This window comes from Idiomarina sp. UBA4520, assembly GCF_002388365.1.
In the GTDB taxonomy this organism is placed as follows: domain Bacteria; phylum Pseudomonadota; class Gammaproteobacteria; order Enterobacterales; family Alteromonadaceae; genus Idiomarina; species Idiomarina zobellii.
The window spans coordinates 159,333-178,294 of the sequence record NZ_DGMK01000022.1 but is presented as its reverse complement, the minus strand read 5'-3'; the positions used below and the strand labels follow the sequence as shown (position 1 = coordinate 178,294).

Genomic DNA, 18,962 nt, shown 5'->3' with positions numbered 1-18,962 from the left:
ATTACTCTCCCTGAACGGATACTGGAATTCCGTCGCGAAGGCGGACAATACCTTCAATGATGACTTTCTCGCCAGGCTTAAGACCATCAGTGACCTCAACAATCCCCGGCTTTCTTCGACCAATGGTCACTTCTTTCTGACGGGCTCTGTTGTCTGGAGTTAACACATAGACATACTGGCGGTTTTGAATAGGAACCAACGCTTTTTCCGGTAACAACATGGCTTCGTCGATACTGCGCAATAGGGTAATTTGCAACAGCATCCCCGGGCGCAAGCGCTCATCATCATTGGTTATTTTGGCTCGAACACGTACAGCTCTGGTTACCGGGTCAATGCGTGCATCAATGCTGGTAATGCGTCCGCTAAAAAGTTCTCCCGGGTATGCCCGGCTGCGCGCCATTACTTCCTGACCCACCGCTATGCTGGCAAAGAAACGCTCTGGCACACTGAAATCGATTTTTATCGGTTTAATGTCGTCTAACGTTGTGAAGACATCGCCTGGACCTACTAAAGACCCAGGACTGACCTGACGGATACCTACGCGTCCTGAGAACGGAGCGTAAATCTTCATTTCTCGCAACGTGGCTTCTGCGACTTCCAGGTCTGCCTGTAAGCCATTAACTTTTACCTGTTGTTCATCGAGCTGTTGCTGTGACGCTGCATTGCCACGACGCAGCTCACCAATACGATCTAACTGACGTTTTGCTTCGTCTAAGCTGAACTTAATTTGTTGAACACGAGCAACTTCTTTGCGTGCGTTAAGCTCGGCTAAAAGCTGACCCTCTTTCACCAGGTCACCACTGTCGAAGTAGATTTTATCAACCACGTCTTGTGTCTGCGCAGTAATTTCGACAGTTTCATTGGCCATAGCAGTACCCAAAGCCTCGATAGTATCCCGAAACTCACTGACCTCTGCCTGCTGTACCTTTACCGGCACGGCCTGCTGCTCTCCCTGCTCTACCACTTCTTTTGGCGGAAACCCAAATAAATAAATTGCTGCCGCTAATAAAACGACAACCACAATGGTAATTGGGTTAATCCAGCTACGTTTCGCCATGTTGACCTCTAAAAGCTTGTGTCCAACGGTTTTAAACATAGCTTATTGTACGAAAAACACCGCCATAAAGGCGGTGCACTTAACGAGGATTATCGGTCTTTAATCGCAAATTCAGTATTTTAGATGCGTTTTTGCCCGAATCTACAATTCAGGGTGTTTACTTATGGTATATCGGGCTGTGTTTATGAATCGCATCGATAAACGCTTTCGCATGCTCCGGGTTTACTTCCGGGTGAATACCATGCCCTAAGTTGAACACATGACCATTCCCGTGACCAAAGCTTTCCAATATTGTCTGAACCTCTTGTTCAATGCGCTCAGGCGAGGCGTACAAAACGCTCGGGTCCATATTTCCCTGCAGGGCAACTTGTCCGCCAACGCGAGCTCGCGCGTCTGATAAGTCGGTTGTCCAATCAACTCCCAGAGCATCGGCTCCTGACGCCGCCATTGCTTCTAACCACTGACCACCATTCTTAGTAAATAACGTCACTGGTACTTTGCGACCGTCGGCTTCACGCGTCAGGCCTTGTACAATCTTTTCCATGTAGGCTAGCGAGAACTCTTTGTAGTCTCGTGGTGACAAAACGCCGCCCCAGGTGTCGAAAATCATAACCGACTGCGCTCCTGCGGCTATTTGCGCGTTCAAATATTGAGTGACAGAGTCAGCCAGTACATTCAGCAGGTGGTGCATGGCTTCGGGCTCTGCAAACATTAGCTGCTTAACTTTGGAGAAGTTTTTAGTGCTGCCGCCTTCGACCATATAAGTCGCCAGCGTCCAGGGGCTGCCGGAAAAGCCTATCAGGGGCACTTCACCTTGCAGTTCACGGCGAATCATTCTAACCGCATCCATGACATAGCCCAGCTCATCTTCCATGTCAGGTACTGACAAGTTTTTTATCGCCGCCATGTCTCTGACTGGATTTTTAAACTTAGGCCCTTCACCCGCTTCAAAATACAGCCCAAGGCCCATAGCATCAGGAATAGTGAGAATGTCGCTGAATAAAATAGCCGCATCTAAATCAAAACGGCGTAGCGGCTGCAGAGTGACTTCGCACGCCAGCTCCGTATTACGACAAAGCGACATAAAGTCGCCAGCTTCGGCCCGAACTTCTTTATACTCAGGTAAATAGCGTCCTGCTTGACGCATCATCCAAACTGGCGTCCGGTCAACAGGTTGCTTCAATAAGGCGCGAAGATAACGATCATTTTTTAATACTGGAGCCGTCATAACTCATCCATTTTTACAAAATTCTGGCGCGCATTTTAGCAGTGCATGCGCGCGCACTCCATGAAAACTTATAGCTAGCCGGTTTCTACCTCTTTATGGCTATATCGATAAGTGTGCGTGCGATAGTTCCCTGCGGGGGGATTTGAGGTAAGTCATTAATTGGGAACCAGTCTCCGGTAACCAGTTCGTGAGGGTCAATATGCAAATTGCCGGACTCCCATTCGGCGGTAAAGCCCATCATAAGAGAATGCGGAAAAGACCAAGGTTGGCTCATATGGTACTGAATGTTTTTCACACGAATACCAGCTTCTTCGTACACCTCGCGCTTAAGTGCTTGCTCCAGGTTTTCTCCCGCTTCCACAAATCCGGCTAGAATAGAGTAAAGCCCCGCTTTATGTCGTTTACCCTGAGCTAGAAGCAGTTGCTCGCCTTTTGTGATTGCAACAATAATGCAAGGGGACACTCGCGGATAACAGCGGTGCTGACACTGGTGACAGTGCATGGCAAGTTCCCATTCAACACTTTGCATGCGAGTACCACAGCGGCCACAGAATCGGTGTGTATTCAGGAAGTCGCTGAACTGCCGCGCACGCCCGGCCATCTTGAATATTTCCATGTCATCCGGTTTTAACAGCTGTCGCAACGGTGCAAAATCACCGCCTTTAAACTGCTCATCCATGTAATCCGCCATGACCAGATAGCAGGTTCTTTCGCGAATTTCGCCAATTTCAATAACCTGGTATTGCGCCAAGTCCGGAAACGCAAGCTGGTTTAGTTGCCCAAAAGGCACTTCACCATCATGAGTCAGAAAAATATGATCGGCGCTGACAACAAACCACCATGCGGGTTCGTCATTCGCTGGAGTTGCGTATAAAGTTGCCATATTTCGGTTCTTTCTTCCGTAAGACGATTTTTGCGTAAAACCTATTGAGTTCTAACGACTGAGAATTTACATTGATGACTGATATCAATAACGGAGAGTATCATGTTAAGCCGTAATGAACAGGCAAAAAAGCGCTGGGGTGGCGCTCATAAAACCATTGATCACTGGCTGGAAGAACGCCAGGACTTGCTGATCAATTACTTTAAACTTGCCGCCTTACCGCCTTATGAAAACAGTCATAAAGGCTTGCCAGACGTTGTTGATATAAGAAACTTCTGCGGTCAGTTAGTTGATTATGTATCCAGTGGTCATTTTGAAATTTATGACCAGATTGTCCGAGAAGCGAGCAGTCAGGGACATTCAGTTGATGACTTAGCAGACGAGTTATTCCCGTTAATCTCTGATACAACCGATATTGCATTAGACTTTAACGACAAATACGGCGATATCGATTCTACCAATCATTGCGACAAGTTTGACCGAGACTTGTCTGCGTTAGGTGAAGCCATTGAGCTTCGCATGGAGTTTGAGGATCAATTACTCAACCACTTAGAAGAGCATCAGCTTATAACTGCATAAGCCTAAAACGCACGTGGCCTGACGTTAATTACGTCAGGCCACGTCATATTACAAAGTATTACTGCTCTGTATCGCCTGCCGGCTCTTCTTCAGTATTTTTCACGTCCAACAGCTCTACCGTGAAAATTAGTGTTGAGTTTGGTGGAATTTGTCCGCCACCCACTTCGCGCTCGCCGTAAGCTAACTCTGCTGGAATGACAAAGCGGTATTTCGCGCCTTCTTTCATTAACTGAAGACCTTCGGTCCAGCCTTGAATAACCCGGTTCAGAGGGAATGAGGTTGGCTCACCACGCTCATAAGAGCTGTCGAATACTTCACCATTAATTAAGGTACCTTCATAATGAACCTCGACCATGTCGGTTTCAGCCGGGCTGTCACCTTCACCTTCTTCCAGCACTTCGTACTGTAAGCCGGACTCAGTCACTTTAACGCCTTCTTTCTTCTTGTTTTCTTCCAGGTAAGCCTGACCTTCTTCAGCCGACTTCTGACCTAAAACGTTTTGGCGCTGCTCCATCACTTCCTGACGCATAGCGTTCAAAATTTCTTCTGCTTCTTCGTCACTCAGCTGAGGGTCGCCTTTAATGGCATCCACGAAACCAGCAATGATGACATCACGTTCAAGAATAAAGTCAGCTTCTTCCTGGCGTTCTAAGTTACGGGCAATAAAGCCACCAACCGATGAGCCCAACGCGTACGCTTGTTTGTCTTTTTCTGTCTGCAACTGAGTGTCGTTTGCCGGAAATTTTTCTTGTGAACAAGCGGCTAACGCCAGGGCGACCGCTGATACTGCCAACGGTTTCATCAGATGTTTCATTGTTTTCTCCAATTATCGTCTTGCATCCTTTCGGACTATGTCATAATAGTGTTAGTGAACAGAACCATACTACACAACCACAGGGGAGTTGCCTATGCCTTTTATGAAGCTTAGCGCTTTACTGCTATTGATATTAGCGGTAAGTGCCTGCCAGCCTTCCCCTGATAAAATTCACAAGAAGGTCCATGCTGAAAATGGCACCTACGCGGCTGACATATCAGACGACGGATCTTACAGTTTAGTGTCCACAGACGAAACCGGGCTGTTGCTATGGCCACGCTACGCGAATAACGCAAAGTATCAGTGGGAACACGAAGAAGGTGAAGTGTCACAAATTATTGATGTCGACATTGCGGCCGACAACAGCGTTGCTGTTGCTGCGTCGCGCTATGAATTCTCTATGTGGGATATGAAAACCGGTGAAAACTTAGGTTTTTGGAGCATTGGTAATGGGCGCATTCAGAAAATTGTTGTGAGCAAGTCCGGTGGTACCGTTGTGTTAGGTAAACGTGACGGCACTCAGGTCGCTTTTAACCCGCAGTCCGGCCGCCGCATAGAGTTTTACGGTCATACCGAAGCCGTCAATGCGCTGGATATTTCACCCAATGGTTTTTATGTACTCAGTGCATCTAACGACTACACCGCCATTTTATGGGACACTCGCAGTGGCCAAATTGTGCACCGCTGGGAGTATGAAGGTCGTATGACGCAAGTGGCACTTCACCCCAGTGGCAGGTATGCGTTTGCTGCCGACTCTACGGATAATGCAGTTATTCGAGCATTGCCCGGTGGTGAGGAAGTGAGCCGACTGAAGTTCCCTGACCGGCAGCGTATTTTTAGCGCAGCCCGCTTCAGTGAGTCAGGAGACTACTTAATCACCGGCGCCCCTTCGCGTCGCATCGCCATTTGGAACACGGCTACGGGTAAACTGTTAAGTGACTGGCGAGTCGACTTACGAGACGGTGGACGTCCAAGTAACGCGTCGGTTTTAGCAGTGGTTTTCGACGAAGCTGAGAATACCGTCGTCAGCGAAAGCTCAGCAGGTCTGGTTGAATGGTGGGAAATTGACTTAACAGGCAGTAAATAATGGATTTAAAGAAAATCGAACAACAAATGGCAAACCTGGAAATGCAATTGACCTTTCAGGAAGACACCATTGAATCATTGAATAAGCTCGTCACTGAACAAACTCAGCAAATGACAGAAATGCAACGTCAAATTCGGTGGCTGGGTAAGCGCTTAAAGCAAATGCAGGAGCAGAACTCCGACAATTCTGATCCCGCAAAAGAGCCGCCACCACCACATTACTAATATTGATCTTGCGGGCTAAGCAACGTATAACAACTGTTCTGTTTTAGTTTGCGGGAATGTTATGTCATCAAAGCATCCAATCATTGCGGTCACCGGCTCATCAGGCGCCGGAACCACCACAACAGGCCAGGCTGTTAGACACATCTTTCGTTCGTTAGATGTAAGTGCTGCCTTTGTGGAAGGTGACAGTTTTCACCGCTACTCCCGACCGGAAATGGACCTAGCCATTCGCAAAGCTCAGGAGCAGGGGCGGCACATCAGTTATTTTGGCTCTGAAGCCAATGACTTTGACCGCTTAGAGTCGCTGTTTCGCTCGTATTCACAAACCGGCCAGGGCAAAATTCGACGTTATTTGCACAGTTTTGATGACGCTGTGCCTTACAACCAGATGCCAGGCACCTTTACTCCCTGGGAAGAGCTTCCGGAAAGCACCGACGCACTTTTCTACGAAGGCCTTCATGGCGGTGTTTGTGGCGACAGTTATGACGTTGCACAGTATGTCGACTTACTTATCGGCATGGTACCCATTGTTAACCTAGAGTGGATTCAGAAGCTCATTCGTGACACTTCAGAGCGCGGTCACTCAAGAGAGGCGGTCACCACCAGCATTGTTCGCAGTATGGAAGACTATATTCACCATATTGTGCCGCAGTTTTCACGTACCCATATTAACTTTCAGCGCGTTCCCACAGTAGACACGTCCAACCCATTTAGCGCAAAAGACATCCCGTCGCTGGATGAAAGCTTTGTAGTCATTCGTTTTCGTGGCATAAAAAATGTAGACTTTCCGTTTTACTTACAAATGATAGAAGGTTCATTTATGTCGCGTACCAATACTCTGGTCGTGCCGGGAGGGAAAATGGCGTTAGCAATGGAGCTTATTTTAACGCCATTGATTGAGCAAATTATGGATAGAAAGAACCAAGTTCGCCGACAAGTCGACTGGATCTCAAGCCAGCAATAGCCTTTAAGCTTCCTCTATTCGATAGCTATGAGTGATGTTGACTGAGGCTTCCAGCATTTTAGCCACTGAGCAGTATTTGTCGGCTGACAGTTTGACCGCACGCTCAACATGACTTTCGCTGACGCTTTTACCAACCACCACAAACTCAATATGAATGTCTGTAAACACTTTGGGCGTTGAATCAGCGCGTTTACCGGAAAGCTCGCAGTAGCATTCGCTAAAGTCCTGACGGGCTTTTTGCAGAATACTGACAACATCGACCGAGGCGCAGCTGCCCGCAGACATCAAGACCATTTCCATTGGGCTTGGCGCTTTGCCAGGAGAATCCCCATCCATAATGACCTGATGACCGCTGCCGGAGGTAGCTACAAACGTCATGTCCTCATGCCAGCTCACTTTTGCGTTCATCGTATTATCAGCCATTATTGTTCCTTGTCGTTTTCAGTAAGGTTATACGCGATACTCTCGCAGATGCTCGTCAAACAGGTTTTTCACCAGCCCGACAAACTCATCTATGAAAGCTTCCTGTTCTGGAGTTGGATGAGTATCCAATACTTTGGAGAGAACTTCTTCTAAGTCATAAACAATAGTATCTGTTTCGCGAACAATATCGAGCCGCTGCTCCTGACTCAGCTCATTTTGCTCAAAAACCGCCATCATGCTCATGGAAAGCTTTTCTTCCATCAAGTCTCGCAAGGTGTAGTCTGCGGTTTTTTCCTGCGCGCTTTGGTCAGAAAATAACGGTAATTGCCCCGTTAAGTACTGAATCAGCTCAATGTATCCGTCGGTTTCTACTATCATCTGACTCTCTTTACGTATGCGGCTGGACAATCATTCAAATTGCCCAACCGCTAAAGTAGCACAGATTGTGACTAGAATTTAAGTCCTGGTGCCAATGACTCAGGTAATGTCATGGTATCAGCTTCAACCGAAGCAACAGGGTACGCACAGTAGTCAGCCGCGTAGTAAGCGCTTGCTCTGTGATTACCACTGGCTCCAATACCACCAAATGGCGCAGCGCTGCTCGCACCTGTAATTGGCTTGTTCCAGTTCACAATGCCTGCCCGAATATGCTTAAAGAAGTAGCGATAGGTCTGCTCGTCATCACAAAGAACACCAGCCGACAAGCCATAACGCGTGTTGTTTGCTTCTTTAATTGCATCATCAAGCTCTTTATAACGATACACCTTTAACAGCGGACCGAAGTGCTCTTCGTCTTCAAGACCTTCAACACCCGTGACATCAACAATACCTGGTGTCACAAAGCCTTTTTTAGGGTCTTCCTGCTTCATACGAACCAGCGACTTGGCACCTTTATGCAAAAGCTCATTCTGTGCATCGACCATTTCGCCGGCAGCTTTAGCAGAAATCATTGCGCCCATGAATGGCTGAGGTTCTGCCTCATAGTCGTCAACCAGAATATTTTCAGTGACTTCGACTAAGCGTTTTAGTACCGCTCGACCTTGTTCTGAGTCTTCAATAAACAGGCGGCGCGCACAAGTACAGCGCTGGCCTGAGGTAATGAACGCAGACTGCACAATGTTGTGAACCGCAGCGTCAATGTCCGCAACATTGGTCACTAACAATGGGTTATTACCGCCCATTTCCAGCGCTAAGATTTTATCCGGACGACCACCGAACTGTTTATGCAGTAGGTGTCCGGTATTCGATGAGCCGGTGAAGTACAAGCCGTCAATTTGAGGGTGTGCAGACAGCGCCTTACCCGTTTCAACTTCGCCTTGCACTAAGTTAAGAACACCAGCAGGTATACCCGCTTTTTCCCAAAGCTTAACGGTTTCCTGAGCGACCATAGGCGTTAGCTCACTGGGCTTAAAGACAATGGTATTACCGGCAATAAGTGCTGGTACTATGTGTCCGTTTGGCAAATGACCTGGGAAATTATAAGGACCATAAACGGCAACAACACCGTGCGGTTTATGGCGGATAAAGGCTTTCGCGCCTGGCATTTCATTTTCAACCGTGCCCGTACGCTCATTATAAGCTCGCTCTGAAATTGCTACTTTGCCCATCATAGCGCCAACTTCTGTACGAGTTTCCCAAACCGGCTTACCGGTCTCTTTTGCCATGGTACGCGCTAAGTGCTCTTTGTTTTCTTCCAGTAACTCTGAAAACTTTTTACAAATAGCCAAGCGCTCGTCGACAGACTTTTCAGCCCATTCCGGAAACGCTTGTCGAGCAGCCATAACAGCCTTTTCCACTTGGTTCGCGCTGGCCGATTCACCCGACCAAATGACTTCGTTACGAGCCGGGTCAACAGAATCGAATTTTTGGCCTTCGCCTGCTTCCCATGCTCCGTTAATAAACTGAATACTGTTTGTCATAAATTTAACTCCTGCTTAAAGTGCGACAACTCGAACGTCGTCGCCGTCACTTAAATGCATTTTTTCGGCTTGCTCGTTATCGAGAATCAGCTCATCTGCACCTTCTGCTAACAACAGTTTGGTGGCTCGAAAGTTTTCAAGCTGAGTATTACAGACAATATGTGGCACCGCTGCTTCAACTTCAGGCACTTGTTCTTTAACACTCACAGTTACCACTTTGCTGTTTCTTACACTGTTTAAGTTGCAGACCTCGGCTTCTACCGTTGGACCAGCATCAAAAATATCGACAAAGCCACGGAAACGGAAACCTTCCGACTCCAGCAATTTAAGCGCTGGTCGCGTGTTGTCATGTACTTTTCCGACAACCGCACGAGCGTCTTCACTCAACAAGTTCGTGTAAATTGGAAAGCGTGGCATTAGCTCAGCAATAAAGGTTTTATCGCCAATACCGCTTAGATAATCCGCTTTTGGAAAATCCATGGAAAAGAAATTATCTTCTAGCCAAGTCCAAAACGGCGAGTCACCATTGTCGTCGGAAACCCCACGCATTTCTGCAATCACCCAGTCGCTGAAACGCTGCTTAAACTGGGCCAAAAATAACATACGGAAACGCGACAACGTACGACCATTCATGTTGTGACGGTATGGTTCGCGCAAGAACAAGGTGCACAACTCTGACACCCCCGTGTAGTCATTACACAAGGTCAAAGTTTCCAATGCATTATAGATATTAAGTTTTTCTGAATGATGCACGACTTTACCGAGACGGTAATGCCAAAATGCTTCATCCAGACCCACCGCAGCTTCAATACCGCTAACACCCGCGATGGTTCCGGTTTCGGTGTCTTCCATCACAAATAGGTAACTTTCATCACCCGGTGTTTCGACGTTCTCTTTTCGAAAAGCCTTTTGGGCACGATCAATACGGCGCTCTAGTAGCGACTGGTCGACGGGCAACGAGGTAAACCCGTGACCTGACTCAATCGCACACTGATACAAGGCTTCGTAATCTGACGGCTTAATGGGTCTGATTAGCAACATAAAAACGCCTCAGTAATTAACCGGCAACCTGAGCAACAGCTTTTTCAAAGCGTTGCAGGCCTTCTTTGATATCGTCTTCAGAAATAATGAGCGCTGGCGTGAAGCGCACAACATTTGCGCCTGCAATTAACACCATAACGCCATGCTCTTGACCGGCTAACAAGAATTCACGCGCTTTACCTTCGTATTGCTCGTTAAGTGCCGCACCCAACAAGAGCCCCTGACCACGAACTTCACTGAAGACGTTATACTTTTCATTGATGCGCTGCAGTTCTTCTTTGAAAAGCTGCTCGCGCTTTTTAACGCCATCCAGAGTTTCTTTGGTGTTCACAATATCGAATACCGCTTCAGAAACAGCACAAGCCAACGGGTTACCACCGTAAGTACTGCCATGCGTGCCTGGCTTCAGGTGCTCGGCAATTTCTTTGGTGGTTAGCATAGCGCCAATTGGGAAACCGCCGCCCAACGCTTTAGCAGAAGTCAAAATGTCAGGTGTTACGCCTAATTGTTCATAAGCATACAAAGTACCCGTGCGGCCAAAGCCTGTTTGAACCTCATCAAAAATGAGCAACGCGTTGTTCTGGTCACACAATTCGCGCACAGTTTTTACAAACTCGACGTCCGGCGCTACCACACCACCTTCACCTTGTAGCGGCTCCATCATAACGGCACAAGTGTCGTCAGAAATAAGCGCTTTCAACGCTTCAGCGTCGTTATAGTCAACATGCTCAACAGCGCCTGGTTTTGGACCGAAGCCGTCTGAGTAAGCCGGTTGGCCACCAACAGTTACCGTAAAGAAAGTACGACCGTGGAAGCCTTTAGTAAAAGCAATAATCTTTTGCTTATGTTCACCGTGCTTTTCAATCGCCCAACGGCGTGCCAGTTTTAGTGCTGCTTCGTTCGCTTCTGCACCAGAGTTTGCATAGTAAACACGGTCTGCAAAAGTTGCGTCCGTTAACTTCTTAGCAAGACGAATAGCCGGCTCATTAGTAAATACGTTGCTTAAGTGCCACAACTTTTGGCTTTGCTCTTGCAACGCTGACACCATTGCCGGATGGCAGTGACCCAAACAGTTAACAGCAATACCGCCAGCAAAATCTACATATTCGCGGCCGTCTTGATCCCACACGCGGGCGCCTTCGCCTTTAACCGGGATCATTGACGCTGGGTTGTAGTTTGGAACCATAACGTCGTTAAACATTTCGCGATTTACTGCCATTTTGTCTGTCATTACTCTCGTCCTTATCGCTCATGCGAATTAACAAAGGTGTCAACAAATGAATGTCTTGAAAAGGGCGCTATTATGCCAAAATTTGACCAGCTTGTCTGTGTTAATTCCTTTCAAAAGCCTTTTCATATCAGCATTTGGGGATTTATTGCGTTTTAACTGAATAGTTATGCTTAAGCGTGAATAGTCACTGAATCTTTACTCACACTTTTTCTGTAAATTTCTTTTTGTAAAATTTATTAACAACTCTGTATCATGAATTGCATTGCAATTTTTACCGTCTTCTTTTAGCCTGAGACTATTCGTATACAACTTCGGCAGATGTTATGGAAAAAGAGACATCGACACTACCAGAATCGTCGCAGCCTCATATGAAGCTCAATTACTTGCGCCCTGGCGATATGATAGATGTTGAATTTGCATCCGCCACCAAAGTGCGCACCAAACTGCAGCTCATTGGTTTTGATAGCGGTCGTTACCTTTTATTAAAACAACCTAACCCGAAAACCGATGGAAGCTACGTTGACGTTCTGTATGAAGGCAACCCAGTTGTTGTTCGTCTTGTCATAGAAGGCGAAGCCGGCGAGTGTATCGCTTTCAAAAGTAAGATACGGGCAGTAACTAACTTTCCTTTCCGGCTTGTTTATCTCGACTACCCTAAAGAAGTTGAGCAACGGGCGCTACGGGCGCAAAAACGCGTCAGCACTCACATTCCCGTTGATGTAACTTCCGCTGCTGTTCAAGCAGACGCCCGTAAAAAACTTGCCAGTGGCGTTATTGTGGATATTTCAACGGCAGGTTGCCGCATACTGTTCAAAGCACAGAGTAACGCAGGCAATGTGACGCACATGAACATTAAAATAAACATTGGCTCTGGCTCTCAACGAGAACCGTTAACTCTGTCCGGCCAAATTATGAACCAACGTAAAGAGGTTGGGCGAATTGGTATCGGCGTTCGTTTCACCGATCCGGAAGAACATATAACAGAAGTGTTTAATCACCTGCTTATCGACACCGACTTCGAGTGTTAGTCAGGAACAATAATTGGTGGGCGTTTTAAACTAACGTTGTTCAACCTGGCCACCGTTTCCGCCGACACCGAATACTTGTTCAGTATGCGTTTGCCTTCTTCCAGGCTTGCTAAATCAACTTCTCTCATCATACGAAATTCGCAATACGCATTAGCCTGTGCCAATACCTCAGCATAGTCTGAGTCGTACTTAGGTGTTGTTCTATTCGCCTGAGTAAAAGCAAGTAAGTGCTTACTAACTGGCACCCGTTTTAAACCCCAGCCCTCAGCAACCAGATAACTCACTTCTTTGTCTTTCTCTAACATTAAATCACGCAGGAAATGTTCGTCAGGCGTTAACTGCACCAAAGCGTTATGACGCTCCGGCGACTTGTCATTAACTGAGGCCATTGCAAACTCTCGCTGCACTTCATCAAACAACTTCAGATACAACTTAGTTAGTGCAATTTTGCCCAGTTCGTGAAACATACCCATGGTGTAAGCCAATATGGGATCTTTTAGTTTTCTCTCAACCGCAATGTTGTGTGCGGCAATAGCGGTACCTAATGAGTGTTCCCACACCTTTCGACGGAACAAAGTGAACGGATGAGTCGATGGCGGTAGCCAGTTTTGCATGATGTAGGCAGGTGCCAGCAAACGGAGGTTTTCAGTACCCACAAAGCTCATCGCTACCCGCAAGTTATCGAGCTTTACCTGCTTATTGCGATCAATAAAGGGTGGCTGGTTAACGGTTCGAAGCAACCCCGTATGAAACCAGTCCATCCCCTGAACAAGGGACTCAATACGGCGCATAGACGCTGCTTTTAAGCTAAGCGTATCTAACAATTCGGGAAGTTTTTCGGGTAGAGGTATTAGGCGCTCTCGCACATAGTCGCCGTCTTCTATGGTTTCTAGTGCGCGATGATAAATTTCTTCATGCAGCTCTTCTGAGACCCTATCGGAGAAGCGTTGGCGCGCCTGCGCTTTTCGGTCACGCTCTTCGTAGTTTAAACGCTCTACCTCTAGTAGCTTACGACGTTGCTCTTTTTCTTCATCTTCGACCCCATCGGCTTTAGAACGGGCTTTACGAGCAAACGGAAAACTAATGAGATAGTTAATAAACCGTTTCTCCAGCCTTAGTGCGGGGTCTTTAGAACCACCTTCCGTGGTATTTGAGAAAAAGTGAAACATCGATGTTCGCCTATGAGTTTTAAAACAGCTTAAGTATCGGCGATTTCAGCGCCTGTCAACAGTTACTAATTATCGTATATAACGTAAAAAATTCGCTAATAGATTATGGCCTTGCGTGGTCATAACCGATTCAGGGTGAAACTGAACACCAAAAAGCGGCCATTTTTTATGTCGAATAGCCATAATCTCCCGCTGTCCTGTCTCACTTTTGGTTTCGGCATCTACGACAAACTCTTGAGCTAATGTGTCAGGTTCAACAACCAACGAGTGATACCGGGTGACTTCCATCGGGGTTGGCAACCCCTCAAACAATCCCTGACTGTTGTGTGTCAGGTTAGATACTTTTCCGTGCATCACCTGTTCAGCACGCACCACCGTTGAACCAAACACCTGCGCCAGAGCTTGGTGACCCAGACAAACGCCTAAAATCGGAAGCTTGTCTTTAAAGGCGGAAATAGCATCCAGCGACACGCCCGACTCATTGGGTGTGCATGGGCCTGGAGAGATAACTAAAGCCTTTGGATTTAAACGATTAATCTGAGCTACGCTTATTTCGTTGTTGCGGAAAACCTCAACCGACTCACCCAGCTCGCAGAAATAGCGAGCCAGGTTATGAGTAAAAGAGTCAAAATTATCAATAAGTACAATCATGTACCGGCGTTACGCCTCTGGGTAGGGCACAAATCCAACGGCGTTATAAACATCTTTTAAGGTTTTTGCGGCAGCTTCGCGCGCTTTGTCGGCGCCTTGCTTCATGACACTTTGCAAAAAGGCCTGATCATTACGCATCTCATGGTAGCGCTGCTGAACAGGTTCAAGCATAGCAACTACTGACTCCGCCACATCGACTTTCAAATGCCCGTACATTTTACCTTCGTATTCAGGGACCAACTCGTCTATCGACTTGCCTGTTGCGGCAGACATAATGCTCAGCAAATTGGATACGCCCGGCTTTTCGGCAGGGTCAAAATAAATACGTGCTTGCTCGTCCGAGTCAGTAACCGCTTTCTTAATTTTCTTAAGAATTTTCTTGGGCTCTTCCAACAGACCAACAAAGTTATTTGGGTTGTCATCTGACTTCGACATTTTCTTGGTTGGATCTTGCAGCGACATAACCCGTGCGCCTACTTTTGGAATCATAGGCTCAGGAATCGTGAAAATATCACCGTACAAATTGTTGAAACGCTCTGCGACATTGCGCGTCATTTCCAAGTGCTGCTTTTGGTCGTCGCCCACCGGTACTTCATTTGCCTGATACAACAAAATATCAGCCGCCATTAGTGCAGGGTACGTGAACAAACCCGCATTGATATTATTCGCGTGACGTTGTGACTTGTCTTTGAACTGGGTCATGCGATTCAGTTCGCCCATTTGCGTGTAACAGTTCAGTACCCAGGCCAACTGTGCATGCTCAGGTACGTGCGACTGAATAAAGACGGTACTTTTCTCAGGGTCTAAACCGCACGCCAAATAAAGCGCTAAACCGTCCAGCGTCGCCTGCTGCAGTTGTTCAGGTTCCTGGCGAACGGTTATTGCATGCTGGTCAACCAGCATAAACTTACAGTCATGCGTGTCCTGCATATTCACCCATTGACGCAAGGCACCAATATAGTTCCCAATAGACAACTGCCCTGACGGCTGACAACCACTTAATACAATTGGTTTCGACATTCTTTTTCTTTCCTCTACGAACCTGTTACTGCAGCAATTTCATCACGCATGGTCTGTATGACACTGGCATAATCATCCGCATTAAAAATAGCCGAACCGGCCACAAACATATCAGCACCCGCTTCTGCTATTTCACCAATATTTGAGACTTTAACACCGCCATCCACTTCTAAACGGATCTCGCGACCACTGTCATCAATTCGCTTACGCACCGCCCGGAGTTTATCCAGAGTTGCAGGAATAAACGACTGTCCACCAAAACCCGGGTTTACCGACATCAGCAAAATAACATCAACCTTGTCCATAACATGGTCTAAGTAATGCAAAGGTGTCGCTGGGTTCAATACCAGCCCAGCCTGACATCCATGCTCGTGAATGAGTTGCAAAGTACGGTCCACATGCTCAGACGCTTCCGGGTGGAAGGTAATAATTGAAGCACCGGCTTTTGCAAAGTCAGGAATAATTCTATCCACCGGCTTAACCATTAAATGCACGTCGATAGGCGCCTTAATGCCGTAGTCTCGTAACGCCTGGCAAACCATAGGGCCTATGGTCAGGTTTGGCACGTAGTGGTTGTCCATCACATCGAAGTGGACAATATCAGCGCCAGCGCTTAATACAGACTCAACTTCTTCTCCTAAGCGCGCAAAATCTGCGGACAGGATAGAAGGGGCAATTAATGGCTTCATCGTTATTTATCCCACGGTGTCAAAATAGGCGGCTATTGTAGCAGTTAACCCGAAACAAAAAAATTCGTATTGATAACTGGAATTTTTACAAAATCGCTGATAAATTGTTCATTCTAATGCTTTTGGGGGACGTTATGCGCTTATCTATAGTTACTCTATCACTGACACTGATGGCTCTTGCCGCAGTTGCAACGGTAACGCCTAGCACATTGTTCGCCCAGCAAAATGCCACTCAGCAATGCCAGCAACTTCTGGCTGGTAGCGAAAACTCTCAGGCGAAAAAAGAATGTGGACTGGCCACAGAGGAAGTCACCTGGGGTGACTGGCTAAAAGGCCACAGTCGTTCAGTGCAGTTCCACTTCTTCGACTTAATAGAGCTTTTTTCAAGCTCTAGCGACGCTCAAAAAGAACGCTACAAAAACAACTACTCCCGTTAAGACGTCAAATAATGTCTGAACAGCAGGAAAACACCCAACAAAAACCCGGTTTCATTAGCATGGTTGTCAGCGTACTGGCGGCGTTTTTAGGTGTGCAAACCGAGAAAAATCGGCATCGCGACTTTCAGCATGGAAACCCCAAAGCCTATATCATCATTGGCGTCATTCTGACCATTCTGTTTGTTTTAGGTCTGGTTGGCGTTGTGAATCTAGTCATGGCCAACGTAGCGTAGCCTGATGCTATTGCATCAGGTGAGATCTATGGGCTTTAAAGAAAGTCTCAATTATTGAGCATTGGCGCAAGTGACCATACCGCACCTGACGTAAATAACGTCAGGCTACGGGTGCTTATAGCCTCAGCGCCCAGTGCTATGCAGCCTTGATGCCACTATGACGTAGTAACGGTTCCACGCTAGGTTCGCGACCACGGAACTCCTGAAATAAGTCAGCAGCTTTACGACTGCCGCCGCGCTCCAGAATAACTTGCAGGAAGTCACGTCCGGTTGCGGCACTGAAAATGCCTTCTTCTTCAAAGCGTGCGAATGCATCTGACGACAATACTTCCGCCCATTTGTAGCTGTAGTAACCCGCCGCATAACCACCGGCAAAGATATGACCAAAGCTGTGCTGGAACCGATTGTACTCTGGCGGAATACGTACTGAGGTCTGCTCGCGAACTTCACTCAAAATTTCGCTGATACGCGCGCCTTTGCTTTCATCAAACTCGTGATGAATACGCATATCAAACAGCGAAAACTCTAGCTGACGCATCATTTGCATAGCCGACTGGTAGTTACGTGCCGCCAGCATTTTATCCAGCAGTTCCTGCGGTAATGGTTCTCCGGTTTCGTAATGGCCAGAAATAAGTGCCAGTGCCTCCGGCTCCCAACACCAGTTTTCTAAAAACTGACTTGGCAGCTCTACGGCATCCCATTCAACGCCATTAATGCCGGAAAGCCCAGCCGTATCGACCTGTGTCAGCATATGGTGCAGACCATGGCCAAACTCATGGAATAACGTCAGTACTTCGTCATGAGTAAAGAGCGCAGGCTTACCACCCACTGGTTTGCTGAAGTTACAGGTTAAAAACGCCACCGGGTTTTGTAGCTCACCGTCGGCATGAACCCGACGCCCAACAAAGTCTGCCATCCAGGCGCCGCCGCGTTTACCCTGGCGGGCATACAAGTCTAAATAAAAGCTGCCACGCAAGTGACCATCGGCGTCATGAATGCGGAAAAAGCGGACATTCTCATGCCAGGTTTTCACGTCTTTCTGCTCGCTAACCGTCATGCCAAACAAGCGCTTAACCACTTCAAACAAGCCATTTAGCACTTGTTGTTCCGGGAAGTACGGGCGCAGTAACTCATCGGAAATGGAATAACGCTGTTGTTTCAGTTGCTCACTGAAATACGGCACGTCCCAGGCCTCCATTTTCTCAACGCCTTGCTCTTTGGCAAAGGCTTCCACCTCAGCGTATTCTTCTTTTGCCTGCGACATCGACTTGTCAGCTAAGTCCTTCACAAAGCCCAGCACTTGCTCGGGTGACTCCGCCATTTTCGTTGCTAACGACATTTCGGCATAGTCATTAAAACCAAGCAACTTGGCCATTTCATGACGCAAAGCCAGGGTCTCATCCATCACTGCCGAGTTATCAAACTTACCACCGTTAGGGCCGGTTTCTGACGCTCGGGTCACAAAGGCCTGGTACATGTCCTTGCGAAGCTCACGGTCTTCGGCATACAGCATCACTGGCAGGTAACTGGGGATATCCAGGGTAAATAGCCAGCCTTCTTTTTCCTGATCCTCGGCTGTTTCTTTCGCCGCTTCTTTAATGCTGTCGGGCAACCCGGCTAAGCGACTTTCGTCCGTAATTAAACACGTCCAGGCGTGAGTCGCATCCAGCAAATTGTTGCTGAACGTCGACGACAAATCAGATAGGCGAGACGAAATTTCAGCGTAGCGTTTCTTTTTGTCCGCAGGTAAATCGACACCCGACAAACGAAAATCACGCAAGGTATCGTTAATGAGCTTCTGCTGAGCTTCGGTCAGCTCGGCAAATTCGTCACTGTTACGCAGCGTTTCGTAGGCATCAAACAAGCCTTTGTGCTGACCAACATAAGTTGCATAGTCAGACAGCAACGGCAGGCAGCTGTCATGGGCTTCACGCAACTCAGGCGTGCTGACAACCGAATTTAAATGCGACACCGGTGCCCACACGTGCTCTAACTTTTCATCAGCGTCGGTTAAAGGCTCAATTAAGCCGTTCCAGCTGAAATCTCCTCTCGCCAGCACGTCATCAATAGTTTGTCGCGCATCATTAATACATTGTTCTACCGCAGGTTTTACATGCTCTGGCTTAATGCTTTCAAAGTCAGGAAGCTGACCCTGTTCAAGTAAGGGGTTCTGGCTCATTATTACCTCAATTTTTTCAAAATGCTTACAGTGGATATTGGGGCTTTAGGCTAGTCTTCAAGCGAGTCCCGTGGTTTCTTATCGTATTTACGGTATTATTCCGTTG

The 18,962-nt window shown here is 47.4% G+C and carries 21 protein-coding genes; 7 read left to right on the top strand and 14 right to left on the bottom strand.

The window, feature by feature from the left end; genetic code table 11:
* Position 1 precedes the first annotated feature (1 nt).
* The 3 genes from B3850_RS11765 to nudC form a co-directional block, all read right to left on the bottom strand.
* Entirely contained in the window at positions 2-1,057 is a 1,056-nt protein-coding gene (locus B3850_RS11765; protein WP_286872059.1) for an efflux RND transporter periplasmic adaptor subunit, read from the bottom strand.
* Positions 1,058-1,214: 157 nt separating this feature from the next.
* The gene (gene hemE, locus B3850_RS11760; RefSeq protein ID WP_286911773.1) at positions 1,215-2,285 is read right to left on the bottom strand and encodes a uroporphyrinogen decarboxylase; all 1,071 of its coding nucleotides are present in this window, start codon (positions 2,283-2,285) and stop codon (positions 1,215-1,217) included.
* An 85-nt stretch (positions 2,286-2,370) separates the two neighbouring features.
* Complete coding sequence (gene nudC, locus B3850_RS11755; protein ID WP_286911772.1) at positions 2,371-3,168, bottom strand: NAD(+) diphosphatase; 798 nt, start codon at positions 3,166-3,168, stop codon at positions 2,371-2,373.
* A gap of 102 nt (positions 3,169-3,270) precedes the next feature.
* Between nudC and rsd the strand changes: the two genes are divergently transcribed.
* The gene (gene rsd, locus B3850_RS11750) at positions 3,271-3,747 is read left to right on the top strand and encodes a sigma D regulator (protein ID WP_286875620.1); all 477 of its coding nucleotides are present in this window, start codon (positions 3,271-3,273) and stop codon (positions 3,745-3,747) included.
* Between the two features lie 58 nt (positions 3,748-3,805).
* Here the strand turns inward: rsd and fkpA are convergent, their stop codons facing one another.
* Positions 3,806-4,561, bottom strand: coding sequence for an FKBP-type peptidyl-prolyl cis-trans isomerase (gene fkpA, locus B3850_RS11745; protein ID WP_058578418.1), 756 nt, complete (start codon positions 4,559-4,561; stop codon positions 3,806-3,808).
* 94 nt (positions 4,562-4,655) lie between these two features.
* Between fkpA and B3850_RS11740 the strand changes: the two genes are divergently transcribed.
* From B3850_RS11740 to B3850_RS11730, 3 genes are all read left to right on the top strand, one after another.
* Positions 4,656-5,648, top strand: a complete 993-nt coding sequence (locus B3850_RS11740) for a WD40 repeat domain-containing protein (protein WP_286875616.1) — start codon at positions 4,656-4,658, stop codon at positions 5,646-5,648.
* Positions 5,648-5,872, top strand: coding sequence for a SlyX family protein (locus B3850_RS11735; protein ID WP_286875615.1), 225 nt, complete (start codon positions 5,648-5,650; stop codon positions 5,870-5,872). Before B3850_RS11740 ends, B3850_RS11735 begins: the two co-directional genes overlap by 1 nt.
* 61 nt (positions 5,873-5,933) lie before the next feature.
* Positions 5,934-6,836 (top strand): phosphoribulokinase, encoded by a 903-nt coding sequence (locus tag B3850_RS11730; RefSeq protein WP_053954340.1) that lies wholly within the window; start codon positions 5,934-5,936, stop codon positions 6,834-6,836.
* 3 nt (positions 6,837-6,839) lie between these two features.
* Here B3850_RS11730 and B3850_RS11725 read toward each other — a convergent pair whose 3' ends face one another.
* The 5 genes from B3850_RS11725 to B3850_RS11705 form a co-directional block, all read right to left on the bottom strand.
* On the bottom strand, positions 6,840-7,244 hold the full coding sequence (locus tag B3850_RS11725) for an OsmC family protein (protein ID WP_286875624.1): 405 nt from the start codon (positions 7,242-7,244) through the stop codon (positions 6,840-6,842).
* A 42-nt stretch (positions 7,245-7,286) separates the two neighbouring features.
* The gene (locus tag B3850_RS11720; RefSeq protein WP_058578422.1) at positions 7,287-7,637 is read right to left on the bottom strand and encodes a DUF3802 family protein; all 351 of its coding nucleotides are present in this window, start codon (positions 7,635-7,637) and stop codon (positions 7,287-7,289) included.
* Between the two features lie 71 nt (positions 7,638-7,708).
* Positions 7,709-9,178, bottom strand: coding sequence for a succinylglutamate-semialdehyde dehydrogenase (gene astD, locus B3850_RS11715; RefSeq protein ID WP_273268389.1), 1,470 nt, complete (start codon positions 9,176-9,178; stop codon positions 7,709-7,711).
* 15 nt (positions 9,179-9,193) lie between these two features.
* Positions 9,194-10,219 (bottom strand): arginine N-succinyltransferase, encoded by a 1,026-nt coding sequence (astA, locus tag B3850_RS11710; protein ID WP_053954344.1) that lies wholly within the window; start codon positions 10,217-10,219, stop codon positions 9,194-9,196.
* A gap of 16 nt (positions 10,220-10,235) precedes the next feature.
* Positions 10,236-11,438 carry an aspartate aminotransferase family protein gene (locus B3850_RS11705; RefSeq protein WP_286911776.1) on the bottom strand — a complete coding sequence of 401 codons (1,203 nt, stop codon included), beginning with the start codon at positions 11,436-11,438 and terminating at the stop codon, positions 10,236-10,238.
* A gap of 335 nt (positions 11,439-11,773) precedes the next feature.
* On the opposite strand from B3850_RS11705, the gene B3850_RS11700 reads away from it, so the two are divergent.
* The gene (locus B3850_RS11700) at positions 11,774-12,478 is read left to right on the top strand and encodes a flagellar brake domain-containing protein (protein ID WP_058578424.1); all 705 of its coding nucleotides are present in this window, start codon (positions 11,774-11,776) and stop codon (positions 12,476-12,478) included.
* On the opposite strand, the gene B3850_RS11695 is transcribed toward B3850_RS11700, so the two are convergent.
* The 4 genes from B3850_RS11695 to rpe all read right to left on the bottom strand — a co-directional run bounded on the left by B3850_RS11695 (position 12,475) and on the right by rpe (position 16,007).
* Entirely contained in the window at positions 12,475-13,647 is a 1,173-nt protein-coding gene (locus tag B3850_RS11695) for an HDOD domain-containing protein (protein ID WP_286911771.1), read from the bottom strand. The genes B3850_RS11700 and B3850_RS11695 overlap by 4 nt on opposite strands.
* 69 nt (positions 13,648-13,716) lie before the next feature.
* Positions 13,717-14,298: an anthranilate synthase component II gene (locus B3850_RS11690; protein WP_053954347.1), complete on the bottom strand. Its 582-nt coding sequence runs from the start codon at positions 14,296-14,298 to the stop codon at positions 13,717-13,719.
* Positions 14,299-14,307: 9 nt separating this feature from the next.
* On the bottom strand, positions 14,308-15,318 hold the full coding sequence (gene trpS / locus B3850_RS11685; RefSeq protein ID WP_058578427.1) for a tryptophan--tRNA ligase: 1,011 nt from the start codon (positions 15,316-15,318) through the stop codon (positions 14,308-14,310).
* Between the two features lie 14 nt (positions 15,319-15,332).
* On the bottom strand, positions 15,333-16,007 hold the full coding sequence (rpe, locus tag B3850_RS11680; RefSeq protein WP_286873843.1) for a ribulose-phosphate 3-epimerase: 675 nt from the start codon (positions 16,005-16,007) through the stop codon (positions 15,333-15,335).
* 134 nt (positions 16,008-16,141) lie between these two features.
* Here rpe and B3850_RS11675 point away from each other — a divergent pair, with 134 nt between their 5' ends.
* Positions 16,142-16,444 (top strand): hypothetical protein, encoded by a 303-nt coding sequence (locus B3850_RS11675; protein WP_053954350.1) that lies wholly within the window; start codon positions 16,142-16,144, stop codon positions 16,442-16,444.
* A gap of 11 nt (positions 16,445-16,455) precedes the next feature.
* Complete coding sequence (locus B3850_RS11670; protein ID WP_286873845.1) at positions 16,456-16,677, top strand: DUF2970 domain-containing protein; 222 nt, start codon at positions 16,456-16,458, stop codon at positions 16,675-16,677.
* A gap of 136 nt (positions 16,678-16,813) precedes the next feature.
* Here the strand turns inward: B3850_RS11670 and prlC are convergent, their stop codons facing one another.
* Positions 16,814-18,856 carry an oligopeptidase A gene (gene prlC / locus B3850_RS11665; RefSeq protein ID WP_058578431.1) on the bottom strand — a complete coding sequence of 681 codons (2,043 nt, stop codon included), beginning with the start codon at positions 18,854-18,856 and terminating at the stop codon, positions 16,814-16,816.
* Positions 18,857-18,962: the final 106 nt, after the last annotated feature.